The organism is Oerskovia sp. NPDC060338 (genome assembly GCF_042726295.1).
Classification (GTDB): Bacteria; Actinomycetota; Actinomycetes; order Actinomycetales; family Cellulomonadaceae; genus Oerskovia; species Oerskovia merdavium.
Window position 1 is genome coordinate 97,461 of record NZ_JBHXCQ010000002.1, and the last position, 23,192, is coordinate 120,652.

The following is a 23,192-nucleotide window of genomic DNA, read 5'->3' on the forward strand; positions in this document are numbered from 1 at the left end:
CGTCCTGGCGACAGTCCCTAGCGTGGGAGCTCCGAGACCCCCACCGAGAGGCACGACCACTTCATGCGAGCAACGTTCATGTACGGCCCGGGCGACGTCCGCGTCGAGCAGGTTCCGGACCCGGTCCTCCAGGCTCCGACCGACGCGATCGTCCGGGTCACCCTGGCCTGCGTGTGCGGGTCCGACCTGCACCCGTACCACTCGATGCCCGCGAGCGCCGAGGGCGTCCCCATGGGGCACGAGTTCATCGGCGTCGTCGAGCAGGTCGGCGACGGCGTGACCGGTCTGACCGAGGGCGACCTGGTCATCTCCCCCTTCGCGTTCTCCGACAACACGTGCGTCTTCTGCCGCGAGGGCGTCCACACCTCGTGCGTGCACGGCGGGTTCTACGCCGCCGGAGGTGTGGGCGGGGCGCAGGCCGAGAAGGTCCGCGTGCCGCAGGCGCAGGGGACGCTCGTGAAGATCCCGTCCGACGTCGACCCGACGCTCCTGCCGTCGCTGCTGACGCTCTCGGACGTCTACCTGACGGGGTACCACGCGGCGCACCAGGGCAAGGTCGGTCCCGGAAAGACAGTGACCGTGATCGGTGACGGCGCGGTCGGGCTGTCCGCGGTGCTGGCCTCGAAGCAGCTCGGCGCGGACAGGATCGTCCTCATGGGTCGGCACACGGCCCGCACGGACCTGGGTCGGCGCTTCGGCGCGACCGACGTCGTGGCCGAGCGCGGCGCCGAGGGCATCGCGAAGGTCCTCGAGCTGACGGGCGGCGAGGGATCGCACGTGGTGCTCGAGGCCGTCGGGCACATGCCCGCGTACGAGCAGGCCTACGGCGTGGTGCGACCAGGAGGCGTCGTGTCCCGCGTCGGGGTCCCTCAGTACGAGGACGCCCCGGTCGGGTTCGGGTCGCTGTTCGGCAAGAACGCGACGCTGACCGGTGGGCCCGCCCCGGTGCGCGCCTACATCGAGGCGGCGATCCCCCAGGTCCTCGCGGGAGAGATCGACCCCGGCCAGGTGTTCGACGCCGAGGTCTCGCTCGACGACGTCGCCGAGGCCTACCGCCTCATGGACACGCGCGAGGCTCTGAAGGTGATCGTGCGGCCATGATCTCTTGACTTCCGCGAGATACCAATCGATCATCGATAGATGAACGAGACGTTGGCGATGCTCCTGCGCCTGACACTCTTCGCCCTGGGCCTGGGCACGCTCCTGGCCCAGGGCCTGACCCCGGTCCTGGCCGGCGAGCTGAGCGCCCCGTACCCCGAGGTCGCCCACCTGGTCGTCCCCTATTCCGTGGCGGCGATCCTCGCGATCGTCTGCGTCCAGGTGGCGCTCGTCGCGGTGTGGAGGTTGCTGTCGATGGTCAGCGGCGACCAGATCTTCGACGTCGCGTCCCTGAAGTGGGTCGACACGATCACGGCGAGCGCCGCGGTCGCGACGGTCCTGTCGGCCGCCGTCTGGGTCCACCTGGCCCTGGTCGAGCAGGTCGGCGGACCGGGCGTGGTCCTCGGCCTCACCGCGTGCGTCCTGGTCGGGACGGCCCTGGCGCTCCTGATGGTCGTGATGCGGGGCCTGCTGAGCGCCGCGATCGCCGACCGCCGCGAGCTCGCCGAGGTGATCTGATGCCCATCGTCGTCGACCTCGACGTCATGCTCGCCCGGCGCAAGATGTCCGTGGGCGACTTCGCGGACGCGGTCGGGATCTCGCCCGCGAACGTCGCGGTCCTCAAGAACAACCGGGCCAAGGCCGTCCGCTTCACGACCCTCGACGCGATCTGCCGGGTGCTCGACTGCCAGCCGGGGGACGTCCTGCGCTGGGAGCCGGACCCCGCGGACCAGGTTCACCTTCCGCCCGACGGCGGCGGGCCCGCCCGGTAGCCCGGCGACGCTCCCGGGTCACGGCGCCACGTCGTACGTGAGGCGCAGCGCCCCCGTCTCGGTCGGCTCGGACGCGGCCAGGCGCCAGCTCGACGCGGGCAGGCCGTCGTCGAACAGCTGGTCCCCGCCGCCCGAGATCTCGGGGCACAGCATGAGGCTCAGGCGGTCGAGCCGGCCCGCGGCGACGAGCTGTCGCAGGATGGACGCGCTCGACATGACCCACACGTCGCCGCCGGCCTGCTCCTGGAGGTGCGCGACGACGTCGGGCGGGCTCTGCGTGGTCACGCGCGCCCCCGACCACTCGGCCTCGGTGAGCGTGCGCGAGAAGACGATCTTCTCGACGTCGTTCAGCTAGCGCGAGAACTCCCGGCTGCGCGGGTCCGCGGACTCGTCGCCCGCGACGGCGGGCCAGTACGAACGGAACCCCTCGTAGTTCTTGCGGCCGAGCAGGACCGTGGTGCTGGTCCGCATGAGGTCCTCCAGGAGACCGAACGCCGCGTCGCTCACGGCGTGCGGGGCCACCCATCCCATGTTGTTCTCGCCGCCCGGCCCGTTGATGCGACCGTCGAGCGAGACGGAGATGTTGCCGACAGTGGTGCGTGAGCTCGTAGCCATGGTGCGATCCTCCTGCGAAGCGTCGGGTGTCGCACGGTAGACGGCCCGCGGGGTGCGAACTCATCGGTCCGCACCCCCGAGCGCTCCGGATGCGCGAGCCGTGATCGGCTGCATGGCTCCGAGACATGTCACGATCCAAGCCAGCCTCCCCCGCCATCGTCCGGCAGCAGCAGGTCTTGCGAGACAGCCTGCCCTTCCACGACACCCAGGACTTCGACGACACCAGTCGCGGGCTCCTCGGCCGACGCAGCCCGAACGCGGTGACCGCCGCAGACGGCCGCGTCGTCTGGGACGACGACACCTACGACTTTCTCCAGGGCGACGCCCCGGACACGGTCAACCCGAGCCTGTGGCGCCAGTCCCGGCTCGTCGCGACGCAGGGCCTGTTCGAGGTCGTCGAGGGCATCTACCAGGTGCGCGGGTTCGACCTCTCCAACGTCACCTTCATCGAGGGTGAGACCGGCGTGATCGTGCTGGACCCCCTCATCTCGACGGAGACCGCCGCGGCGGCGCTCGCGCTGTACCGCGAGCACCGCGGTGACCGCCCGGTGACCGGCATCATCTACACCCACTCGCACGTCGACCACTTCGGCGGGGTCAAGGGGGTCACGACCCAGGAGGACGTCGACTCCGGGCGCGTCACGGTGGTCGCCCCCGAGGGGTTCACCGAGCACGCGGTCGCCGAGAACGTGTACGCCGGCAGCGCGATGGCGCGGCGCGCGGGCTACATGTACGGGGCCGCGCTCGCGCGGGGGCCGCAGGGCGCGATCGGTGCCGGACTGGGACAGACGACCTCGACCGGGACGGTCACGCTCATCGCGCCGACCCTGTTCGTCACGACGACGGGGCAGGAGGAGACGGTCGACGGCGTCCGGATGGTCTTCCAGATGGCGCCGGACACCGAGGCGCCGTCGGAGATGCTCATCTGGTTCCCGGACCACAAGACCCTCTGCGCGGCCGAGGACGCCACGCACACGCTGCACAACCTCCTGACGCTGCGTGGCGCGGTGGTCCGCGACCCCCACGTGTGGTCCCGCTACCTCACCGAGTCGATCGACCTGTTCGGCCGGGAGATCGAGGTCGTCTTCGCGTCCCACCACTGGCCGACGTGGGGCAACGAGCGCATCGTCGAGTACCTCTCGCTCCAGCGTGACCTGTACGCCTACCTGCACGACCAGACCCTGCGGATGCTGAACCAGGGGCTGACAGGGGCCGAGATCGCCGAGCAGATCGTCCTGCCGCCGGTGCTCGAGCAGTCCTGGCACGCACGCGGCTACTACGGCTCCGTGAGCCACAACGTCAAGGCCATCTACCAGCGGTACATGGGCTGGTTCGACGGCAACCCGGCCCACCTGTGGGAGCACCCGCCGACCGAGAAGGCACAGCGGTACGTCGACTTCATGGGCGGAGCGGACGCGGTCGTGTCCAAGGCGCGCGCGGCGTTCGACGACGGCGACTTCCGCTGGGTCGCGGAGGTCGTCAACCACGTCGTGTTCGCCGACCCGGACCACGCGGCCGCACGCGAGCTGCTCGCGGACACCTACGAGCAGCTCGGGTACGGCGCGGAGAACGGCACGTGGCGCAACTTCTTCCTCAGCGGCGCGACCGAGCTGCGGGACGGCAGCTTCGGCACCCCGACCGAGACCGCGGCACCGGACATCCTCGCCGCGCTCAGCCCGACCCTGCTCTTCGACGCCCTCGCGGTCCAAGTCGATGGGCCTCGGGCCTGGGACGAGAACCTGTCCGTCGACGTCGTCCTGACGGACACGGGCGACCGCTACCGCCTGTGGCTGCGCAACGGCGTCCTCACGTACAGCGCCGCGCCGCAGCGTGGCGAGGCGGGCGTCACGCTCACGACGACGAGCCGGGCGCTGCCTGCCCTGGCGAGCGGGGACGTCACACCGGACACGCTCGCCCAGGCAGGTATCGAGCTGGCGGGCGACGCGACCGTGCTCGGTCGCCTCACGGCCGTGCTGGACCCGGGGGACCCGGACTTCGCGATCGTGACCCCATGACCGGAGGCATGTCCTCACCTGTCGCGCCCCCTTCTCCCCGGTGGCGCGTGGCCCCCTCGGTGCCCGTCGCCGCGGTGGTGTTCGTCGTCTACTGCGTGATCGTCATCGGCCTGATGAAGATCTCGGGCGTGGGGTACGAGCACTTCTTCGACTCCGCGGACTCGACGCTGCGCGCCGCCGTCCTACCGCTCGCGGCGGGCGGGGTCTGGCTCGTCGCCTTCCTCGCCTGGGCGCGCTGGGACCACGTGTTCCGGGACGCACGGCGCCTGCCGACGGGCTGGTTCCTGTGGGTGCTGCCGACCGTCATGGTCCTCCTCTCGGTGCTGCACCTCCTGGGGCTCGAGTGGAGCCTGTTCGCGCCCGCGCACGTGCTCACCGTCCTGCTGGCGAGCCTGCTCGTCGGGTTCACCGAGGAGACCCTGTTCCGTGGGGTCGTCCTGCGCTCGATGCGGCAAGGAGGACGCTCCGAGGGCATGGCGGTCCTGTGGACGACGCTGTGGTTCGGCGGGTTCCACCTGACCAACCTCCTGCTGGACGAGCCCGGGGCGGTCATCCAGATCTTCTTCGCGGCCCTGACCGGGACGGGCCTCTACCTGGCACGGCGCGGGACCGGCACGATCCTGGCTGCCATGGCCCTGCACGCGTTCTGGGACTTCTCGTCCTTCCTGGTCGGCGTCCACCCGGCCGACAACGGTGCGACCCTGGGCGCGAACTTCCTCGTCCCGCTCGTCTACCTCCTGGCCGCGGTGACGCTCGTCGTGCTCGTCGTCCGCGAGCGCACGCGGCCCGCTCGCGAGGCGATCACCCCGCTCCTCGTGCCCGACGGCGGGGCGCGCCCGTGAGGTGCGTCCCGCCCGTCGCGTCGGTGGAGCTCGCGGGGGCTACTGGTCGGCCCGGGACGTGGCGGGTGGGGGTTCGTCGGCGTTGAGCGTCCGGCCCGGCTACGGTGATCCCTCGTGCCCGACCCGAGCTGGAGCGTCCGTCCCCCGTGATCTCTACCCTCCTCGTCGCCCACCCGTGGTTCTCCCCCGCGGTCCTCGCCGTCCTCGTGCTCGGCGGGCCGGTGGTGGGGCGCTGGCTGTCCTGGCGTCCGCGCCTCGCGTGGGCGCTGTTCGCGGCGTCGCTGCTGCCGGTGGTGCTCCTGACGCTCGTCCCGACGAGCCGGGAGGTCTTCGAACGCTGCGCCGTCTCCTGGTCCCTGCCGACGTTCGGGCGCGTGGAGCTCCTGGCCAACGTGATCCTGTTCGTCCCGCCGGTCCTGCTCGCCGCGATCGCGAGCCGCAGACCCGCCGTGGCGCTCGCCGGCGGTGTCGTCGGCTCCGCCGCGATCGAGCTGGTGCAGGCGCTGCTCCCTGGCCTCGGGCGCTCGTGCGACACCAACGACTGGCTCTCGAACTCGATCGGTGCAGTGATCGGCGCGGCCCTGGCCTGGACCGCGATCTGGGCCGCACGACGGTGGCCGCAGCGGGTCGGGTCCACAGGTCGTCGGTGATGCGGGGCGTCCGAGGAGGCTGAGTCCACGGACGCGAGCCACGTCCCTGCTAGGGACCGACGAGGTCCGCCAGAAGTCTCAGGTAGAGCGGGTCGGCGAGCCTGAGCCGTGGGACCTCCTGGACGCCGACGAATCGCAGCTCGTCGTGCTCATCGGGCGCAGCGTTGATGATGCGGCCGGACCACTCGGTGACGAGGTGAGCATCAAGCGGCATCTCGTCCGACTCGATCCGGAACAGGACCGTCGGCTCGACGAGAGCCTCGATACCGAGCTCCTCGCGCAGTTCGCGAGCCAGGGCAGCCACCGCGCTCTCGCCCGGTTCGACGTGTCCACCCGGAAGGTCCCACACGCCGGGGTACCAGCGACGCGACGCCGACCGACGCCCCAGCAACACAGCCCCACCTCGACGGAGCACGCCGACGACGACCCGATGCTCGTTGCCCACGTGGGCATGCTAGCCCTCGCTCGCGGCGCTCGGTTGGTAAGTCCGAACAAGCACGACCCGGGGGTGGTGAGTCTCCGGGGCCACATCAATGTGGTGACACGCATGCTAGGCGCACGCTCCGAAACGAGTATTGCAGCGAGGGCTAGGGGTACTCAAAGGCTGTGGCGAACCGCAAGGCCCGCCCCCTCGAACGGTGAGGCACGCGGGACTATCGCACCTCTAGGTCGCCGGGCGAGTTCAATGCGCGCCGGTGCGCTGGACAACGAGGTGTGTGGGCGTCTCGTTCAGTCTCGGCTGAGGTTCCCGACCAGCGGATCAGTGTCGGCGTCGAACCGTAGGGCGGTACGGACCGACTTCTGCCAGTCCTCCCAGCGCGCTGGATCTGACTGCAAGTACTGGTGGAACAACACCAAGCCCTCGTCGGGGCTGGACTCCAGACCGATATACATGTCAGTCATGAAGAAGGCTGCCCGATACGCCTCAACGAGTGTCAGGGTCTCGGGCAAAGTCGAGTCGTCGGTCACCGGACGATCCTCTCAGCTGGGTCTACCAAAGAGCCGGCTTGGGCTCGGTCCGCCGCGAGTATGGCAGCGAGGGCAAGGGCTACTCAAGGGCTGTGGCGAACCGCAAGGCCCGCCCTCGAACGGTGAGGCACGCCGGATAGTCGCACCTCTAAGTCACCGGGCGAGACAACGGTCCCCTACCCAAACGCCACCACGCCATCAGTTAGCCAACACGTTGCAAAGCGTCAGCCATGCAGCATAGGTGCAGGATCGTGCAATCTAGGCTGCACGTCGACAACAAGAAGGAACTCAGACCTGCATGTCCACGAATCTCGCGTAGTGCCCCTGGAACGCCACAGTGATCGTGTCGGTCGGGCCGTTACGGTGCTTGGCCACGATCAGGTCTGCCTCGCCCGCTCGCGGGGACTCCTTCTCGTACGCGTCCTCACGGTGCAGAAGGATGACCATGTCGGCATCCTGCTCGATAGAGCCAGACTCACGCAAATCCGACATAGCGGGCTTCTTGTCCGTGCGCTGCTCAGCACCACGGTTCAGCTGCGAGATCGCGATGACCGGCACCTCGAGTTCCTTCGCGAGGAGCTTGAGCGCACGGGAGAACTCGGAGACCTCCTGCTGGCGGGACTCGACGCGCTTGCCCGACGTCATGAGCTGGAGGTAGTCGATCACGACGAGCTTGAGGTCGTGCTTCTGCTTGAGCCGGCGGCACTTGGCGCGGATCTCCATGAGCGACATGTTGGGAGAGTCGTCGATGAACAGCGGCGCCTCGGAGATCTTGCCCATGGTGCCGGCGAGCTTCTGCCAGTCGTCCTCCCCCATGGATCCGTTACGCATCTTCTGCAGGTGGATGCGCGCCTCGGCAGCCAACAGACGCATCGTGATCTCGTTACGGCTCATCTCGAGCGAGAACACGACGGACGTCATGTTGTGCTTTATGGAAGCACTCCTTACTATATCGATTCCCAGCGTGCTCTTCCCGATGGCCGGACGTGCCGCGATCACGATCATCTGCCCGGGGTGCAGCCCGTTGGTCAGCCGGTCGAGGTCCGCGAAGCCCGTGGGCACGCCGACCATGCCTTCGCCTCGGTGCCCGGCTGCCTCGATCTCGTCGACCGTCCCGCCGATGACCTCGCCCAGCACGATGTAGTCCTCGGCCGTGCGGCGCTCGGTGACGGCGTAGACCTCGGCCTGCGCGTTGTTGACCACGTCGTCGACGTCGCCGCCGTCCGTCGCGTACCCCAGCTGGACGATCCTGGTCCCGGCCTCGACGAGGCGGCGCAGCACCGCGCGCTCGCGCACGATGCGTGCGTAGTAGCCCGCGTTCGCGGCAGTGGGCACCATGGCCATGAGGTCGTGGATGTAGGGCGCGCCCCCGATCCGGCCCAGCTCGCCGCGCCGCGTGAGCTCGGCGACGACCGTGATGGCGTCCGCGGGCTCGCCGCGCCCGTAGAGGTCGATGATGACGTCGTAGATCGACTCGTGCGCCGGCTTGTAGAAGTCTGTCCCGCGGATCTGCTCGATCACGTCCGCGATGGCGTCCTTGGACAGCAGCATGCCGCCGAGCACGCTCTGCTCGGCGGCGATGTCCTGTGGCGGGGTGCGGTCGAACCCGGGACCGCCGCTGCCTGCGGGCGGTCCAAAGCTCGACTCGAGCTCGTCGATCGACATGCGGGCCCCTCACTCCCCCGGCACGGCCGGGTATCGTCCTGCGTCGCACGTCTGTTCTACTCCGGCCCACCGACACGCCTGCGCCCGCATCGTCGAGGGGTATCGCTGGTGGTGCACCGTCGACCGTTCGGAAGGCCCGAGCATGCGCGACTCAGCGACACTAGATCGCGCTCCCACAGCCCGCAAACGGCCCTGTTCACAGAGGTGTGGACAGCCTGTGGACAGAGGCCCCCATGCTGTTCACAGGCTTGTGGACAACCATGTGGACAAGTGACCAGTTTTCCCCTGTACAGCGCCGGGAGCAGCCAGTTCACTAGGCTCAGCCATGTGGACGAAGAAAATTCCGGCAACACGCCGCCGACACGCCAGCCCTCCCCCGGTCAGGGCGAGGACACCGGTCGTTCACCCCGTTCATCCGAGCACCGCCCCCGGGACACGCAGGACGCCCCAGGCGCTTCGGGGTCACCCGCTTCGTCCACAGGGCCTGTGGAGACACCCGCCGGGTCCCCGCCCCAGCCTCCGAGCCGTCGCCTCATCGACAAGCAGATCCTGGCCCTCGCGGTCCCGGCCCTGGGGGCGCTCGTCGCGGAGCCGATCTTCGTGCTCGTGGACAGCGCCGTCGTCGGGCACCTGGGGACCGCGCAGCTCGCCGGGCTCTCCCTCGCGTCGACGGTCCTGCTGACGCTCGTCGGCCTGTGCGTGTTCCTCGCGTACGCGACCACCGCGGCCGTTGCCCGGCGCATCGGCGCGGGCCATCGGCGCGAGGCGCTCCAGTCCGGGATCGACGGCATGTGGCTCGCGCTCGGGCTGGGCCTCGTGCTCGCCGCGGCCCTGTGGTTCGGGGGCGGCTGGGCGATCGGCGCGATGGGCGGCACGGGCGAGGTCGCGCACCACGCCCTCGTGTACCTGCGGTGGTCGGGCCTGGGCCTGCCCGGCATGCTTGTCGTCCTGGCGTCCACGGGCGTGCTGCGCGGCCTCCAGGACACCCGCACCCCCCTCTGGGTCGCCGCGGGCGGCGCGACGTTCAACGCCATCCTCAACGTCGTGCTCGTCTACGGCGTGGGCCTGGGCATCGCGGGCTCGGGCATCGGGACCGCGGTCGCCCAGCTGACGATGGGCGCCGTCCTCGGCATCGTCGTGGTCCGCGGGGCCCGGCGCGAGGGCGCCTCCCTGCGCCCCGCCGCGGGCGGGATCTGGTCCAACGCGCGCGCGGGCGCACCGCTGTTCGTCCGCACGCTCTCGCTGCGCCTCGCGATCCTCCTGACGGTCTTCGTCGCGACGGGCCTCGGCGAGGTCACGCTCGCCGGCTACCAGGTGGTCGCGTCGGTGTGGGGGCTCGCCGCCTTCGCGCTCGACGCCCTCGCGATCGCCGCGCAGGCCCTCGTGGGCCACGGCCTGGGAGCGGGCGACCGGTCGCACGTGCGCTCGGTCCTGCGGCGCACGCTCCAGTGGGGCGTCGCGGCAGGAGCGCTGCTCGGCCTGGTCATGGCCGTCGGCGGTTGGTGGTTCGCGCTGTTCTTCACGTCCGACCCCGACGTCCGCACCGCCGTCGCGCTCGGCATGGCCGTGTGCGGGCTGCTGCTGCCGATGGCGGGGTGGGTGTTCGTCCTGGACGGGGTGCTCATCGGGGCCGGGGACGGCCGCTACCTCGCGTGGGCGGGCATGGTCACGTTCGTCGTGTACGTGCCGTTCGCGCTGGCGGTCCGTGAGCTCGCGCCCGACGGCGCCGCGGGCCTCGCGTGGTTGTGGGCGGCCTTCGCGGGGGTCTTCATGGCGGCGCGCGCCCTGACGACGGGGCTCAGGGCGCGCGGCGACCGGTGGATGGTCACCGGGGCCTGAGGGGGACTTCCTCCGGGAACGCCGACGGCCCGGCCCCCTCCGCAGAGGGGACCGGGCCGTCGGGTGAGATCTCCGATCCATCCATCCCTCGCGGGACAGGGGCGATCAGTCGATCAGGCAGCCACCACGTTGACCGCGATGTTCGCCGAGACCTCGGCGTGCAGGCGGATGGTGACCGTGTACGAACCGGTCGACTTGATCGGCTGGCCGATCTCGATCTTGCGCTTGTCGACGGACGGGCCGCCGACGGCCTTGACGGCCTCAGCGATGTCACCGGTGGTGACAGCGCCGAACAGACGGCCGCCCTGGCCCGCCTTGGCCTTCACGACGACAGGCTTCGACTGCAGCGAGTCGCGCGTCGCCTTGGCCTCGTCGAGCGTCGCGATCTCGCGAGCCTTGCGTGCCTTGCGGATCGCAGAGATCTGCGACTCGGCACCCTTGGACCACCCGGTCGCCAGGCCACGGGGGACGAGGAAGTTACGGGCGTACCCGTCCTTGACCTCGACCACGTCGCCGGGCTCGCCCAGGCCGGTGACCTCGTGGGTCAGAATGAGCTTTGCCATGTTCTATCCCCTCTCGATCAGCGTGCGGACGACGAGTACGGCAGGAGTGCCATCTCGCGGGCGTTCTTGACGGCACGTGCGATCTGGCGCTGCTCCTGGACGGAGACGCCGGTCACGCGACGGGCACGGATCTTCCCGCGGTCGGAGATGAACTTCCGCAGCAGGGTCGTGTCCTTGTAGTCGACCGACTCGATCTTCGCCGACTTCAGGGGGTTGGACTTCTTCTTGGGCTTGCGCACCACTGGCTTCGCCATGGTGTTGCTCCTTCACAAGGTGCTATCCCCGGCCGGGGCGAGTGCCGTCGTCGGGCACCTGCCCCGCCGGGAAGGGTTTGTCTGGGGTGAGCGGTGACTAGAAGGGGGGCTCGTCCGAGAACGAGGCACCACCCGACGACGCGGGGCCAGCCGTGGCCCACGGGTCGTCGTTGCTCTGCTGGCCACCGCCGGAAGCGCTGAATCCGCCGCCGCCGCTCGAAGCGCCGCCGCCGCCGAAGCCGCCGCCACCACCGAAGTTGCCGCCACCCGAGCGCTGGGCCCGGGTGACCTTCGCGGAGGCGTACTTCAGGGAAGGACCGATCTCCTCCACCTGCAGCTCGACGACCGTGCGCTTCTCCCCCTCGCGGGTCTCGTACGAACGCTGGACCAGACGGCCCTGAACGATGACGCGCATGCCCTTGGTCAAGGACTCGGCGACGTTCTCCGCGGCCTCGCGCCAGATCGAGCAGCGCATGAACAGCGTGTCGCCGTCCTTCCACTCGTTGCTCTGGCGGTCGAAGGTGCGCGGCGTGGACGCCACGGTGAAGTTGGCGACGGCAGCCCCCGCGGGGGTGAAGCGAAGCTCCGGGTCCCCGGTCAGGTTCCCGACCACCGTGATGACGGTTTCACCAGCCATGCCAGCTCCTCATTGTTCGTTACGTATCGAAGACTCTTCGAAGGGGATGACCCCCGTCCGCGGACATCCCACCACGTGCCACTGACGCTGTCCTGGGGACGCGCAGCGCACCGGGGGTGCCACGAGGGAAGTCAGAAGTGCGAGGTGATCAGCGAGCGTCGGTGCGCAGGACCTTCGTGCGCAGGACGACCTCGTTGAGGCCGAGCTGACGGTCCAGCTCCTTGGCCGTGTCCGACGTCGCGGTGAAGTCGACGACGGCGTAGATGCCCTCGGACTTCTTGTTGATCTCGAAGGACAGGCGGCGACGGCCCCAGATGTCCACCTTGTCGACAGTGCCACCGTCGGTCTTGATGACCGTCAGGTACTTGTCGAGCGACGGAGCAACGGTGCGCTCCTCGATCTCGGGGTCGAGGATGATCATCAATTCGTACTGACGCATGCGGTTAACCCACCTCCTGCGGACTCAGCGGTCACGGTATCTCCGTGACAGGAGGGTTGTGCGTCGCTGTGAGGTCACCGTGCTGATGGCAGCACGGATCGAGACACAGCAAGTTCCCAAGGTACCCGGTCGGGGCCGGGGTCGGGAAATCTGTGGGGGTGACGTCGGTCGCTACCCGCCGTTGCCGTTGTTGCCGTTGCCGTTCCCCGGCCTTCCACCCTCCTCGGGTGGCGTTGTCGGCGGTGTCGACGGATCGGGCGTGGGCTTGGGATCCGGCCCCTTGGACAGGACGACCGTGACGGTCTTGCCCATCTCGACCTGCTGACCGGACCCTCCGACCCGGAGCACGATGCCGGGTGCGACGTCTGCCGAGTACTCCTCGGTGAACGAGACCTTGAGCCCCATGCCTTCGAGCACGGCCTTGGCGTCTGCCTTGGACCTCCCGGCCAGGTCGGTCGGGACAGTCACGGTGGTCGGTGCGACCGGCTCCTCCGGCTCGACCAGCTCCTCGATCGCGGGCTCCGTGGGCTCCTCGCTCGGAGTCGGGGACGGCTTGGCCTTCTTCATCGTGTACTCGGGGAAGTCCTGGACCTCGGCGTACTGGGGCAGCGCGAGGACGCCCTCCATGTAGGAGGTCCAGGCGTCGACGGGCCACGTGCCACCTGTGATCGACTTCTTGTAGTACTCGCCGAACGGGGTGATCTGCTCCTGCGTCGACTGGTCACCCTGGTAGAGCCCGACGACCGTCGCCAGCTGCGGGATGTACCCCGCGAACCAGGCCGACTTGTTGTCGTTCGAGGTGCCGGTCTTGCCCGCGACGGGGCGGTTCAACGCCTTGGCCGGTGCGCCGGACGCGCCCTTCGACTCGACGACCTGCGTCATGGCGTAGGTCGCGGCGGCCATGACGTCGGCCTCGAAGACGCGGTCGTTGCGGCCCGGCATGTCGTAGGTCTCAGCGCCCGAGTCCAGCCGCTTGACCGACTGGACCACGTGCGGCGTCGACTCGAAGCCCTGCGCGGCGAACGTCGCGTAAGCGTGCGCGATGTCGATCGGGTGGACCGACGCGGTACCGAGCACGTTCGACGGGACGGCCTTGAGGTCCATGGTGTCCTCGGGGATCCCCGCCTTGACGGCCGCGGCGACCGTCGCCTCCGGCCCGACCTCCATGTTCAGGGCTGCGTAGACCGTGTTCACGGAGTTCGCGGTCGCCGTCGCCAGGTCGATCTCGCCGTACTTGGCGTCACCGAAGTTCTTCACGCCCTGGCCCTTGTCGTAGAAGCCGGGCACCTCCACGTCGTTGTTGCCGTCGTACGTCGCGGACAGGTCGATGCCCTGCTCGAGCGCCGCGACGAGCGTGAACGGCTTGAAGGTCGAGCCTGCCTGGGCGACACCGCGGGTCGCGTTGTTGAACTCCTGCGTGACGAAGTCCGGGCCGCCGTAGACGGACTTGACCGCACCGTCCGCAGGGTCGATCGAGACGATCGTCGGCTTCAGGTTGGGCGAGGCCGGGTGGTCGCCGTCGTAGGGGATGCTCTCCGCGGTCGCGACCGCGAGGTCCTGCATGGTCTTGTCGAACGTCGTGACGATCGTGAAGCCCTTGGTGTCGAGGTCGCCACCGTCATAACCGTTGGCCTCGAGCTCGCGCCTCACCAGGTCCAGGAGGTAGCCCGCCTGCCCACCCTTGGAGTTGGTCACGACCTTTTCCTTGAGCGTGTCGGCGGGGAAGACCGCCTCGGCCTTCTCGGCAGGGGTGATGTGCCCGTCCGCAGCCATGCGGTTGATCACGCGCTGCCACTTCTCCTGCGTGATGTCAGGGTTGTTGGCCGGGTCGTAGACGGTCGGGTTGGGGATGATCGCGGTGATCATCGCGGCCTGGGAGATGGTCAGCTCTGCGGCCGGGACACCGAAGTAGGTCTGCGCGGCGGCCTCGATCCCGTGGGCCCCGCGGCCGAAGTAGATCGTGTTGAGGTAGTTCCCCAGGATCTCCTCCTTGGGCTGTTCCTGCGTGAGCCGCAGCGCGAGCATCGCCTCGCGGAACTTTCCGACGTAGTCCGACACCGTCGCGCCGGCGTAGTACCGCTCGGCGTACTGCTGGGTGATGGTCGACGCGCCCTGGAGGCTGCCCCCCTTGAGGTTGTTCACCATCGCGCGAGCGATGCCCTTGAGGTCGATGCCCGAGTTCGTCCAGAAGGAGCTGTCCTCGGACGCGACCACGGAGTTGCCGACGTAGTCGGGCAGCGTCGCGTAGTCCACGATGACGCGGTTCTCCTCCTGGAAGGTCCCGATCTCCGTGACACCGTCCGCGTAGTACACCGTGGTCTTCTGCTGCTGCACCGCGTAGGCGGGCTCGGCGGGGACCGAGGTCGTCGCGTAGGCGGCGATGACGATGCCGGCGACCAGCGCGGTCCCGGTGAGGAAGGTCCCGAGCAGCACGCGCCAGGACGGCAGCCAGCGACGGAAGCTCTTGACGTGGGAACGGGGGTAGTTGAAGAACCGGCGCTTGCGCGCCGAGGTGCCCGGGCGCGCCGTGCTGCCGGCACGCGCCGTGCCCTTCGTCTGCCTCGCGGAGCTCGCCACGGTTCACCTTCCTCTGGGGGTCTGTACCGGTCCGGACCTGTTCCGCACCGCCGCCCGGGTGTGGGCGCGCCAGGCGCAGAGCATGCATCAGACCACCCTGAACAATAGGGCGTCCTCCCGTGAGGACAAGGCCCCTCGAGGCCTGGTCCGCCATTGTTTCGCCACAGCCACGCCGCAGGTCCCCCAGTCCTTCACATCTGCTCGGCGGCGTGACATATTGCGCGGTACCGCGAATCCACCTAACCTGTCGATGTATCGACTCGATACATCGAGTAGTCGAACCACGCCCGATCCGCCCTCCGCGGTGACAGCCTGACCGAGGAGGAGGTGTCATGGCACGCAGCCGTTCCGACGTGCTGGAGACCGCGATCCTCGGCCTCCTGAACGAGTCCCCGCTGCACGGGTACGAGCTCCGCAAGCGGCTCAACCTGCTGCTCGGGTCGTTCCGGGCGTTCTCCTACGGTTCGCTCTACCCGGCGCTCAAGGCGATGGTCACGCACGGCTACATCGTCGGCACCGAGTCACCCACCACCCCTCCCCACGCGTTGTCGGGCAAGCGGGCACGCATCGTGTACCAGCTGACCGCCGAGGGCAAGGAACGTCTTCAGACGGTCCTCGCGACCTCGGGACCGGCAGCCTGGGAGGACGAGAGCTTCGACGTCCGGTTCGCGTTCTTCGCGCAGACCGACGCCGAGACCCGGCTCCGCATCCTCGAGGGCCGGCGCAGCCGGCTCACCGAGAGGCTGGAGTCGGTCAAGGAGTCCGCCGCACGCACTCGTGAGCGGCTGGACGAATACACCCTCGAGCTGCAGCGTCACGGCCTGGAACAGGTCGAGCGTGAGGTTCGGTGGCTCGACGGACTGATCACGACCGAGCGCGACCGTCGTCGCACCCGGCCGTCGAGCGGCCCTGAGAACCGTCACGGGCAAGACAACCACTAACTACGAAGCCGTCGGCGCGCAGCGCCCCCGGCACTGACAGCAAGGAGCGAGGATGTCCTCCATCCGCGTCGCCATCGTTGGCGTCGGAAACTGCGCATCTTCCCTGGTCCAGGGCGTGCACTACTACCGCGATGCTGACCCGAGCAGCACCGTGCCCGGACTGATGCACGTGCAGTTCGGTGACTACCACGTGTCCGACCTGGAGTTCGTCGCCGCTTTCGACGTCGACGCCAAGAAGGTCGGCTTCGACCTCTCGGAGGCCATCAACGCCTCGGAGAACAACACCATCAAGATCGCCGACGTCCCGCCGCTGGGCGTGCCCGTCCAGCGCGGTGTGACGAACGACGGTCTCGGCAAGTACTACCGCGAGACCATCGAGGAGTCGGACGCCGAGCCGGTCGACATCGTCGCTGCGCTCAAGGAGTCGGGCGCGGACGTGCTCGTCTGCTACCTGCCCGTCGGTTCGGAGATCGCTGCGAAGTACTACGCGCAGTGCGCGATCGACGCGGGTGTCGCGTTCGTCAACGCCCTGCCGGTCTTCATCGCGTCGGACCCCGAGTGGGCTGCGAAGTTCGAGGCCGCAGGCGTCCCGATCGTCGGCGACGACATCAAGTCGCAGGTCGGCGCGACCATCACGCACCGTGTGCTCGCGAAGCTCTTCGAGGACCGCGGCGTCGTGCTGGACCGCACGTACCAGCTGAACGTCGGTGGAAACATGGACTTCAAGAACATGCTGGAGCGCACGCGCCTCGAGTCCAAGAAGATCTCGAAGACGCAGGCCGTGACGTCGAACCTCGAGGGTCCCCTTGGTGGCAAGACCGAGGACCGCAACGTCCACATCGGCCCGTCGGACTACGTCGCGTGGCTCGACGACCGCAAGTGGGCGTACGTCCGCCTCGAGGGCCGCGCGTTCGGCGAGGTGCCCCTGAACCTGGAGTACAAGCTCGAGGTGTGGGACTCCCCCAACTCGGCCGGCATCATCATCGACGCCGTGCGCGCCGCGAAGATTGCCAAGGACCGTGGCGTCGGTGGGCCCATCCTCTCGGCGTCGACGTACTTCATGAAGTCCCCGCCGGTCCAGATGGAGGACACCAAGGGCCGTGCGGCTCTGGAGGCCTTCATCACCGGTCAGAACGAGCGCTGATCCGGAACGACGCAGAGGTTGAGGGCCCGGCACGCTCTTCGCCGGGCCCTCGACCGTCGCGGAGCGCAGGACCAGCGCGACCATGAGAACCTGCGCTGATCCGTAGCGAGCCCGCGAGCACAGGACCAGCGCGACCATGAGAACCTGCGCTGATCCGTAGCGAGCCCGCGAGCGCAGGACCAGCGCGACCGTAAGTACCTGCGCTGATCCGTAGCGAGCCCGCGAGCGCAGGACCAGCGCGACCGTAAGTACCTGCGCTGATCCGTAGCACCCGCCGAGTTGTCAGAACCAGGCCGGGCGATACCCCGCCCTGCTGCTGACGACCGAGCGAAGAGGGTCCGGAACCTGAGGGTTCCGGACCCTCTTCGCATGCCCGACGGCGGAGCGCACAACCCCGTTCGGCCCCGGCAACCCGCTGGCTGAGCTGTCAGAACCAGCCCGGGCTGTACCCCGCCCTGCTGCTGACAACCCCCGAGCCACAGGGGGAGGACCGCCGTCGGCCCGTCCCGGGGCGGGGATCGCTCTCACCACCGCATACCCTGAACCGGTGGGTGTGATCTCGGAACTCGGCGTCCTGCTTCGGCTGCGTGACTTCAGGAAGCTCTTCGCCGTCCGTCTGGTGAGCCAGGCGGGGGACGGGATGTTCCAGGTCGGGCTGGCGTCGCTCCTCTTCTTCTCCCCGGAGTCCCAGGGCACGGCGGCCTCGATCGCTGCGGCGTTCGCGGTGATGCTGGCCCCGTTCACGATCGTGGGACCGTTCGCGGGGGTCTTCCTGGACCGGTGGAGCCGGCGCCAGGTCCTGGTGTGGGGCAACGCGGTGCGCGTGGTCCTGACGGCCGCGACCGCCGTCCTGATGCTGACCACGGGCGTGACGCCGTGGATCTACGTCCTGGCGCTCGCGACGCTCTCGGTCAACCGGTTCCTGCTCGCGGGCCTGTCGGCGGGTCTGCCGCGCGTGGTCGACGGTCCGCTGCTCCTCACGGCGAACTCGCTGACGCCGACGCTCGGTGCCGCGGCGGCCTTCGTGGGCGGCAGCATCGGGTTCCTGCTGAGCCTGTTGTTCGAGCCGGGCCGGGTCAAGGACTCGGTCGCGCTGATGTGCGCGGCGCTCGTGTTCGGGGCGGCGTCGGCGCTCGCGCTGCGCATGTCGCGCGGGCTGCTGGGGCCGGACGAGCCCGCGGAGGCCGCGATCACGACCGAGATCGCCAAGGTGGCCCGGGGCCTCGCGGACGGCGCACGCTATCTCGCGGCACGGCGAACGCCCGGTCAGGCCCTCATGGTCATGGCGACGCACCGCTTCCTCTACGGGGTCACGTTCATCGCGTCGATCCTCATCTCGCGCAACCTGCTGTCGGATCCGGGCAACGCGAACGCGGGTCTGGCGACGTTCGCGACTGTCGTGGGGCTCACGGGGGTCGGTGGCGCTCTCGCCGTCGTGCTGACCCCGACCCTGTCGCGCTACACGGGGCCGCACCTGTGGATCGCGCTCATGCTGGGCCTGGCCTCCGCGAGCCAGCTCCTGCTCGTCACGACGCCGTCGCGCACGGTCGTGTACGCGGGGGCGCTGCTGCTGGGGCTCGCTGCGCAGGCGACCAAGATCGCGGTGGACACGATCGTCCAGCGTGACACCGCGGACGCCTTCCGCGGCCGGGCCTTCGCGTTCTACGACGTCCTGTACAACGCGGCGTTCGTGGGGGCGGCGGCCCTGGCCGCGTTCACGCTCCCGGACACGGGCTACTCGCGTCCGGTCTTCGTGGTGCTCGCGCTCGCGTACGCGGCGGCCGCGGTGGTCTTCGGCCGGTTCGGGGCTCGTCACCCGGCGGAGCCCGACGGCGCCGCTCACCTCCCACGGGCGACCGTCGGCGAGTAGCGCGTGGGGTGAGGTCGCTCACCCTGGGGCCCGTCCACGTGACCGCCCAGCAGCGGATCCGGCCTGTTCCGGGCCGTGCGGCGCGGCCCGCGGCGTCGTCGCGGCGCGACCGATGAGTCCTGCCCGGAAAAGGAGTCGTCAGGGTCGCGGGGAATAACTGAGGATGGTCGAGCGTCGTTTCTCGTAGGGCGTACGACTTCTCGACCCGACGCTCCCCACCTCCCTCGCTGTGCTCCCCCGGGCCGCGCGGGCGCACGCCGACCCCACAGGAGAGCCATGCAGGTACCTCAGAGCACCGCCCCGTCCTTACCCACCTCCGACAAGCTCTCGCGCGAGAACTTCCTCGTGATCGCGCTGCTGCTCGTCTCGGCGTCGGTCGTCATCCTCAACGAGACGACCATGGGCGTCGCCCTGCCGCACCTCATGGCCGAGATGCACATCTCCGCGACCACGGGCCAGTGGCTCACGACGGCCTTCATGCTCACCATGGCGATCGTCATCCCCGCGACGGGCTTCCTGCTGCAGCGTCTCGGGACCCGCGGCGCGTTCCTGCTCGCCATGTCGCTGTTCAGCGCCGGGACGGCCCTCGCGGCGTTCGCGCCCGGCTTCGGGTGGCTGCTCGGTGCGCGCGTGGTACAGGCCTCGGGCACGGCGATCATGATGCCGCTGCTCATGACGACCATCATGACGCTCGTCCCTCCGACGGCCCGTGGCCGGATCATGGGCAACGTCGCGATCGTCATGGCCGCCGCTCCCGCCCTGGGCCCCACGCTGTCCGGTCTGATCCTCGACACCCTGAGCTGGCGCTGGATCTTCGGCCTCGTCCTGCCGGTCGCCCTCGTGGCGCTCGTCGTCGGCGCGAAGTACGTAAAGGACTCGGCCGACCGTACGCACACGCGACTCGACCCGCTCTCGCTCGTCCTCGCGGCCCTCGCGTTCGGCGGCCTGGTCTACGGCCTGTCCAACCTGGGCGAGGCCGCCCGCGCCACGCCGGTCGTGCCCGTGTGGATCCCGCTCGTCGTCGGGCCCGTGTTCCTGGTCCTGTTCGTCGCGCGTCAGCTCGTCCTCCAGCGCCGCGACGCGGCACTCCTCGACCTGCGCGTCTTCTCCTCGCGCGGCTTCACGGTGTCGCTGGGGATCATGGCGGTCAGCATGATCGCGCTGTTCGGCTCGATCATCCTGCTGCCGCTGTACCTGCAGAACTCGCTGGGCTTGGACCCCTTGTACACGGGGCTGCTCGTGCTGCCGGGCGGTCTGCTCATGGGTCTGCTGGGCCCGACGGTCGGGCGCCTGTACGACCGCGTCGGCCCGCGTCCCCTGGTCCTGCCCGGCCTGGTCGCGGTCACGGTGTCGCTCGCCGCGCTGGCGACCGTGGGCGCGAGCACGTCGCCCTGGTTCGTCCTGGGCGCGCACGTCGTGCTCAGCCTGGGCCTGGCGTTCGTGTTCACGCCGCTGTTCACGGGGGCCCTCTCGGCACTCCAGCCGTCGCTGTACTCGCACGGCAGCGCGATGATCGGCACGGTCCAGCAGCTCGCGGGGGCCGCCGGTACGGCGCTGTTCGTCGCGGTCATGACGTCGCGCTCGGTCACGCTGGCGGCTGAGGGCGCGAGCCCGCAGGTCGCCCTCGCGGAGGGCGTGAGCTCAGCGTTCGTCTGGGGCGCGGCGGTCACGCTGGTCGCGGTCGCGCTGACGTTCCTGCTGCGCAGGCCGGCTGCGGTCGAGACGTCCCCCGTCCTGCCCGACGCCGTCGTGCCCGCCACGCTCGACGCTCCCGTCCTCGAGGGCGTCGGGGAGGCGCCCGAGCGGCGCTGACGCGGCCGGGTCGGAGGCAGGACGACGCACGAAGGGCGGGCACCGATGGTGCCCGCCCTTCGTGTACCCACCCCCGTCGTCGTGGGCCGGGTCGACCGCTCCACCGGGCGGGCGCAGACCCGCACCTCGACAAGCGTCAGCCGGCGGCCGGGCTCACGGTCACTGCTCGCGTGCGGCCCACCAGGCGAGCAGCTCCTGGCGGGCGGTCTCCTCGTCGAGGGGTCCGCGGTCCAGCCGCAGCTCGAGCAGGAACTTGTAGGCCTGGCCCACCTCGGGCCCGGGCGCGATCCCCAGGGTCGCCATGATCTGCTGCCCGTCGAGGTCGGGTCGGATCGACGCCAGCTCCTCCTCGCCCCGCAGCCGTTCGATGCGCTGCTCGAGGTCGGTGTACGCGTCGGAGAGGCGCTGCGCCTTGCGCTTGTTGCGCGTGGTCGAGTCGGCCCGGGTCAGGCGGTGGAGCCGCTCGAGCAACGGTCCGGCGTCCGTGACGTAGCGGCGCACCGCGGAGTCGGTCCACTCGCCCTCGCCGTACCCGTGGAAGCGCAGGTGCAGCTCGACGAGCCGCGAGACGTCCTTGACCGTGTCCTTGTCGAAGCGCAGCGCCTTGAGCCGCTTGGCGGTCAGCTTGGCCCCGACGACCTCGTGGTGGTGGAAGCTGACCCCGCCCCCGGACTCGAAGCGCCGCGTGGCGGGCTTGCCGATGTCGTGCAGGAGCGACGCGAGACGCAGGACGAGGTCCGGGGCCGGCACCACGCCGTCGGGCCCCGTCTCCTGCGCGATCGCCTGCTCCAGGACGGTCAACGAGTGCTGGTAGACGTCCTTGTGCCGGTGGTGCTCGTCGATCTCGAGGCGCAGCGCCGGGAGCTCGGGCAGGACGTGGTCCGCGAGCCCGGTCTCGACGAGCACCTCGAGGCCCTTGCGCGGCGCGTCCGACAGCAGCAGCTTGGTCAGCTCGTCGCGCACGCGCTCCGCGGAGACGATCTCGATGCGCGAGGCCATGTCGACGATCGCCGCGCGGGTCGCGGGCTCGACCTCGAACCCCAGCTGTGCGGCGAAGCGTGCAGCCCGCATCATGCGCAGCGGGTCGTCGTCGAACGAGCGCTCAGGGGCGATCGGGGTGCGCAGGACGCCCAGCGCCAGGTCCGCGAGCCCGTCGTGGGGGTCGACGAACAGCATCTCCGGGACGCGGACCGCCATCGCGTTGACCGTGAAGTCACGCCGCGACAGGTCGCCGACGAGCGTGTCCCCGAACGCGACGAGCGGCTTGCGCGACGCAGGGTCGTACTCGTCGGTGCGGTAGGTCGTCACCTCGACCACCAGGTCGCCGGCTCCCCGCGGGCTCCCCTTGGGACCGAACCGCTTGGCGCCGATCGTGCCGAACTCCTTGCCGATGTCCCAGTGCGCGTCGCCCCACGCCGCGAGGAGCGCCTGGGTCTGGTCGGGGTCCGCCGAGGTCGCGAAGTCGAGGTCGTTGCTGGCTCGTCCGAGGAACGCGTCGCGGACCGGGCCGCCGACGAGGGCCAGCTCGTGGCCGGCGGCGTGGAACAGCTCCCCGAGCTCGACCGCCGCGGGCGCCATCTCGGTCAGCACCGCCAGGGCGCGCCGGAGGAGCTCGAGCTGTTCGGGCGTGGTCGGCACCCCACGAGAACCCTCCGCGGGCTGCGCGGAAGGCTCGGGGACGGGGGAGTTCTGGGAAGGAGTCGGCACGACATCCAAGCGTGCCAGATCAGGCGCTGACTCCACACTCGGTAAAGTTGGGTCATGTCCACACCAGCGCACTCTCCGGACCACCGCGGTGTCCCAGCACCGCCCGGTGGGCATGCGTTGCGGATCGATCCGGAAGCCGCGCGCGCCACGACCCCGGCGCCCGCCCCGGCGGCCCCGCTCCCCGTCGTCGAGGAGATCTCCGCAGGTGGACTCGTCGTCGACACGTTCGACGGCCTGTTCCGCGCCGCGGTCATCGCCCGCCGCAACCGCGGCGGACGGCTCGAGTGGTGCCTGCCCAAGGGGCACCTCGAGGGCGACGAGACCCCCGAGGAGGCCGCCGTCCGGGAGATCGCCGAGGAGACGGGGATCACGGGCGCGATCCAGGTGCCGCTCGGGATCATCGACTACTGGTTCACGGGCGAGGACCGGCGCGTCCACAAGGTCGTCCACCACTTCCTGCTCAAGGCCACGGGCGGGCACCTCACGGTCGAGGGCGATCCCGACGGCGAGGCCGAGGACGTCGCCTGGATCCCGTTCGAGGACCTCCCCGAGCGGTTGTCGTACCCGAACGAGCGGCGCCTCGCGGCCGTCGCGCACGATGTCCTCCGAGGTCGGCGCACGACGGCCCGCTTCCGGGGTACCGTGACTCGCACCGTCGTCCGTACCAGCCGGCCGGCACCCGACGACCCCCGGAACCCGACCGACCACTCATGACCTTCCACTTCCCCGTCGGCTCAGCCCGTGCATCGAGCCGCCGCCCCGCAGACTCCACCGCGCCCTCG

At 69.8% G+C, this 23,192-nt stretch carries 23 protein-coding genes; 12 read left to right on the forward strand and 11 right to left on the reverse strand.

Features of this window, described 5'->3' with window-relative positions; all coding sequences use genetic code 11:
• The first annotated feature begins 63 nt into the window (after positions 1–63).
• The 3 genes from ACFWGN_RS02515 to ACFWGN_RS02525 are packed head-to-tail and all read left to right on the forward strand — an operon-like array spanning position 64 to position 1,871.
• On the forward strand, positions 64–1,101 hold the full coding sequence (locus ACFWGN_RS02515) for an alcohol dehydrogenase catalytic domain-containing protein (RefSeq protein WP_377615548.1): 1,038 nt from the start codon (positions 64–66) through the stop codon (positions 1,099–1,101).
• A gap of 39 nt (positions 1,102–1,140) precedes the next feature.
• Positions 1,141–1,617, forward strand: coding sequence for a DUF2975 domain-containing protein (locus ACFWGN_RS02520; RefSeq protein WP_377615549.1), 477 nt, complete (start codon positions 1,141–1,143; stop codon positions 1,615–1,617).
• Entirely contained in the window at positions 1,617–1,871 is a 255-nt protein-coding gene (locus ACFWGN_RS02525) for a helix-turn-helix domain-containing protein (RefSeq protein WP_377615550.1), read from the forward strand. The genes ACFWGN_RS02520 and ACFWGN_RS02525 overlap by 1 nt, the downstream gene beginning before the upstream one ends.
• A gap of 18 nt (positions 1,872–1,889) precedes the next feature.
• Here ACFWGN_RS02525 and ACFWGN_RS02530 read toward each other — a convergent pair whose 3' ends face one another.
• A complete protein-coding gene (locus ACFWGN_RS02530) occupies positions 1,890–2,222 on the reverse strand; it encodes a dihydrofolate reductase family protein (protein ID WP_377615781.1) in 333 nt (110 codons plus the stop codon).
• Positions 2,223–2,486 carry a hypothetical protein gene (locus ACFWGN_RS02535; protein ID WP_377615551.1) on the reverse strand — a complete coding sequence of 88 codons (264 nt, stop codon included), beginning with the start codon at positions 2,484–2,486 and terminating at the stop codon, positions 2,223–2,225.
• Positions 2,487–2,611: 125 nt separating this feature from the next.
• Here ACFWGN_RS02535 and ACFWGN_RS02540 point away from each other — a divergent pair, with 125 nt between their 5' ends.
• The 3 genes from ACFWGN_RS02540 (at position 2,612) to ACFWGN_RS02550 (ending at position 5,993) form a co-directional block, all read left to right on the forward strand.
• The gene (locus ACFWGN_RS02540; protein WP_377615552.1) at positions 2,612–4,501 is read left to right on the forward strand and encodes an alkyl/aryl-sulfatase; all 1,890 of its coding nucleotides are present in this window, start codon (positions 2,612–2,614) and stop codon (positions 4,499–4,501) included.
• A gap of 8 nt (positions 4,502–4,509) precedes the next feature.
• The gene (locus ACFWGN_RS02545; protein WP_377615553.1) at positions 4,510–5,343 is read left to right on the forward strand and encodes a CPBP family intramembrane glutamic endopeptidase; all 834 of its coding nucleotides are present in this window, start codon (positions 4,510–4,512) and stop codon (positions 5,341–5,343) included.
• Positions 5,344–5,489: 146 nt separating this feature from the next.
• On the forward strand, positions 5,490–5,993 hold the full coding sequence (locus tag ACFWGN_RS02550) for a VanZ family protein (RefSeq protein ID WP_377615554.1): 504 nt from the start codon (positions 5,490–5,492) through the stop codon (positions 5,991–5,993).
• A 49-nt stretch (positions 5,994–6,042) separates the two neighbouring features.
• On the opposite strand, the gene ACFWGN_RS02555 is transcribed toward ACFWGN_RS02550, so the two are convergent.
• The 3 genes from ACFWGN_RS02555 to dnaB form a co-directional block, all read right to left on the reverse strand.
• Positions 6,043–6,438, reverse strand: a complete 396-nt coding sequence (locus tag ACFWGN_RS02555) for an NUDIX domain-containing protein (RefSeq protein ID WP_377615555.1) — start codon at positions 6,436–6,438, stop codon at positions 6,043–6,045.
• A gap of 284 nt (positions 6,439–6,722) precedes the next feature.
• Positions 6,723–6,962, reverse strand: coding sequence for a hypothetical protein (locus ACFWGN_RS02560; RefSeq protein ID WP_377615556.1), 240 nt, complete (start codon positions 6,960–6,962; stop codon positions 6,723–6,725).
• Positions 6,963–7,250: 288 nt separating this feature from the next.
• The gene (gene dnaB, locus ACFWGN_RS02565; RefSeq protein WP_056654050.1) at positions 7,251–8,627 is read right to left on the reverse strand and encodes a replicative DNA helicase; all 1,377 of its coding nucleotides are present in this window, start codon (positions 8,625–8,627) and stop codon (positions 7,251–7,253) included.
• 486 nt (positions 8,628–9,113) lie between these two features.
• On the opposite strand from dnaB, the gene ACFWGN_RS02570 reads away from it, so the two are divergent.
• On the forward strand, positions 9,114–10,466 hold the full coding sequence (locus ACFWGN_RS02570; RefSeq protein WP_377615557.1) for an MATE family efflux transporter: 1,353 nt from the start codon (positions 9,114–9,116) through the stop codon (positions 10,464–10,466).
• A gap of 113 nt (positions 10,467–10,579) precedes the next feature.
• On the opposite strand, the gene rplI is transcribed toward ACFWGN_RS02570, so the two are convergent.
• From rplI to ACFWGN_RS02595, 5 genes are all read right to left on the reverse strand, one after another.
• Positions 10,580–11,029 carry a 50S ribosomal protein L9 gene (gene rplI / locus ACFWGN_RS02575; protein ID WP_056654042.1) on the reverse strand — a complete coding sequence of 150 codons (450 nt, stop codon included), beginning with the start codon at positions 11,027–11,029 and terminating at the stop codon, positions 10,580–10,582.
• Positions 11,030–11,046: 17 nt separating this feature from the next.
• Positions 11,047–11,283: a 30S ribosomal protein S18 gene (gene rpsR, locus ACFWGN_RS02580; RefSeq protein WP_030152654.1), complete on the reverse strand. Its 237-nt coding sequence runs from the start codon at positions 11,281–11,283 to the stop codon at positions 11,047–11,049.
• A 97-nt stretch (positions 11,284–11,380) separates the two neighbouring features.
• The gene (locus ACFWGN_RS02585; RefSeq protein ID WP_056765068.1) at positions 11,381–11,920 is read right to left on the reverse strand and encodes a single-stranded DNA-binding protein; all 540 of its coding nucleotides are present in this window, start codon (positions 11,918–11,920) and stop codon (positions 11,381–11,383) included.
• A 148-nt stretch (positions 11,921–12,068) separates the two neighbouring features.
• A complete protein-coding gene (gene rpsF / locus ACFWGN_RS02590; RefSeq protein ID WP_056654034.1) occupies positions 12,069–12,359 on the reverse strand; it encodes a 30S ribosomal protein S6 in 291 nt (96 codons plus the stop codon).
• A gap of 171 nt (positions 12,360–12,530) precedes the next feature.
• Positions 12,531–14,936, reverse strand: coding sequence for a transglycosylase domain-containing protein (locus ACFWGN_RS02595; RefSeq protein ID WP_377615558.1), 2,406 nt, complete (start codon positions 14,934–14,936; stop codon positions 12,531–12,533).
• 332 nt (positions 14,937–15,268) lie between these two features.
• Between ACFWGN_RS02595 and ACFWGN_RS02600 the strand changes: the two genes are divergently transcribed.
• From ACFWGN_RS02600 to ACFWGN_RS02615, 4 genes are all read left to right on the forward strand, one after another.
• Complete coding sequence (locus ACFWGN_RS02600; protein ID WP_056654029.1) at positions 15,269–15,877, forward strand: PadR family transcriptional regulator; 609 nt, start codon at positions 15,269–15,271, stop codon at positions 15,875–15,877.
• A 52-nt stretch (positions 15,878–15,929) separates the two neighbouring features.
• Positions 15,930–17,021, forward strand: a complete 1,092-nt coding sequence (locus ACFWGN_RS02605) for an inositol-3-phosphate synthase (RefSeq protein ID WP_377615559.1) — start codon at positions 15,930–15,932, stop codon at positions 17,019–17,021.
• Positions 17,022–17,568: 547 nt separating this feature from the next.
• Positions 17,569–18,891, forward strand: coding sequence for an MFS transporter (locus ACFWGN_RS02610; protein WP_377615560.1), 1,323 nt, complete (start codon positions 17,569–17,571; stop codon positions 18,889–18,891).
• 276 nt (positions 18,892–19,167) lie between these two features.
• Complete coding sequence (locus ACFWGN_RS02615) at positions 19,168–20,703, forward strand: MDR family MFS transporter (protein ID WP_191801737.1); 1,536 nt, start codon at positions 19,168–19,170, stop codon at positions 20,701–20,703.
• 159 nt (positions 20,704–20,862) lie between these two features.
• Here the strand turns inward: ACFWGN_RS02615 and ACFWGN_RS02620 are convergent, their stop codons facing one another.
• Positions 20,863–22,410 (reverse strand): CCA tRNA nucleotidyltransferase, encoded by a 1,548-nt coding sequence (locus tag ACFWGN_RS02620; RefSeq protein WP_377615561.1) that lies wholly within the window; start codon positions 22,408–22,410, stop codon positions 20,863–20,865.
• Between the two features lie 54 nt (positions 22,411–22,464).
• Between ACFWGN_RS02620 and ACFWGN_RS02625 the strand changes: the two genes are divergently transcribed.
• Positions 22,465–23,124: an NUDIX hydrolase gene (locus tag ACFWGN_RS02625; protein ID WP_191801738.1), complete on the forward strand. Its 660-nt coding sequence runs from the start codon at positions 22,465–22,467 to the stop codon at positions 23,122–23,124.
• The last annotated feature ends 68 nt before the right edge of the window (positions 23,125–23,192 follow it).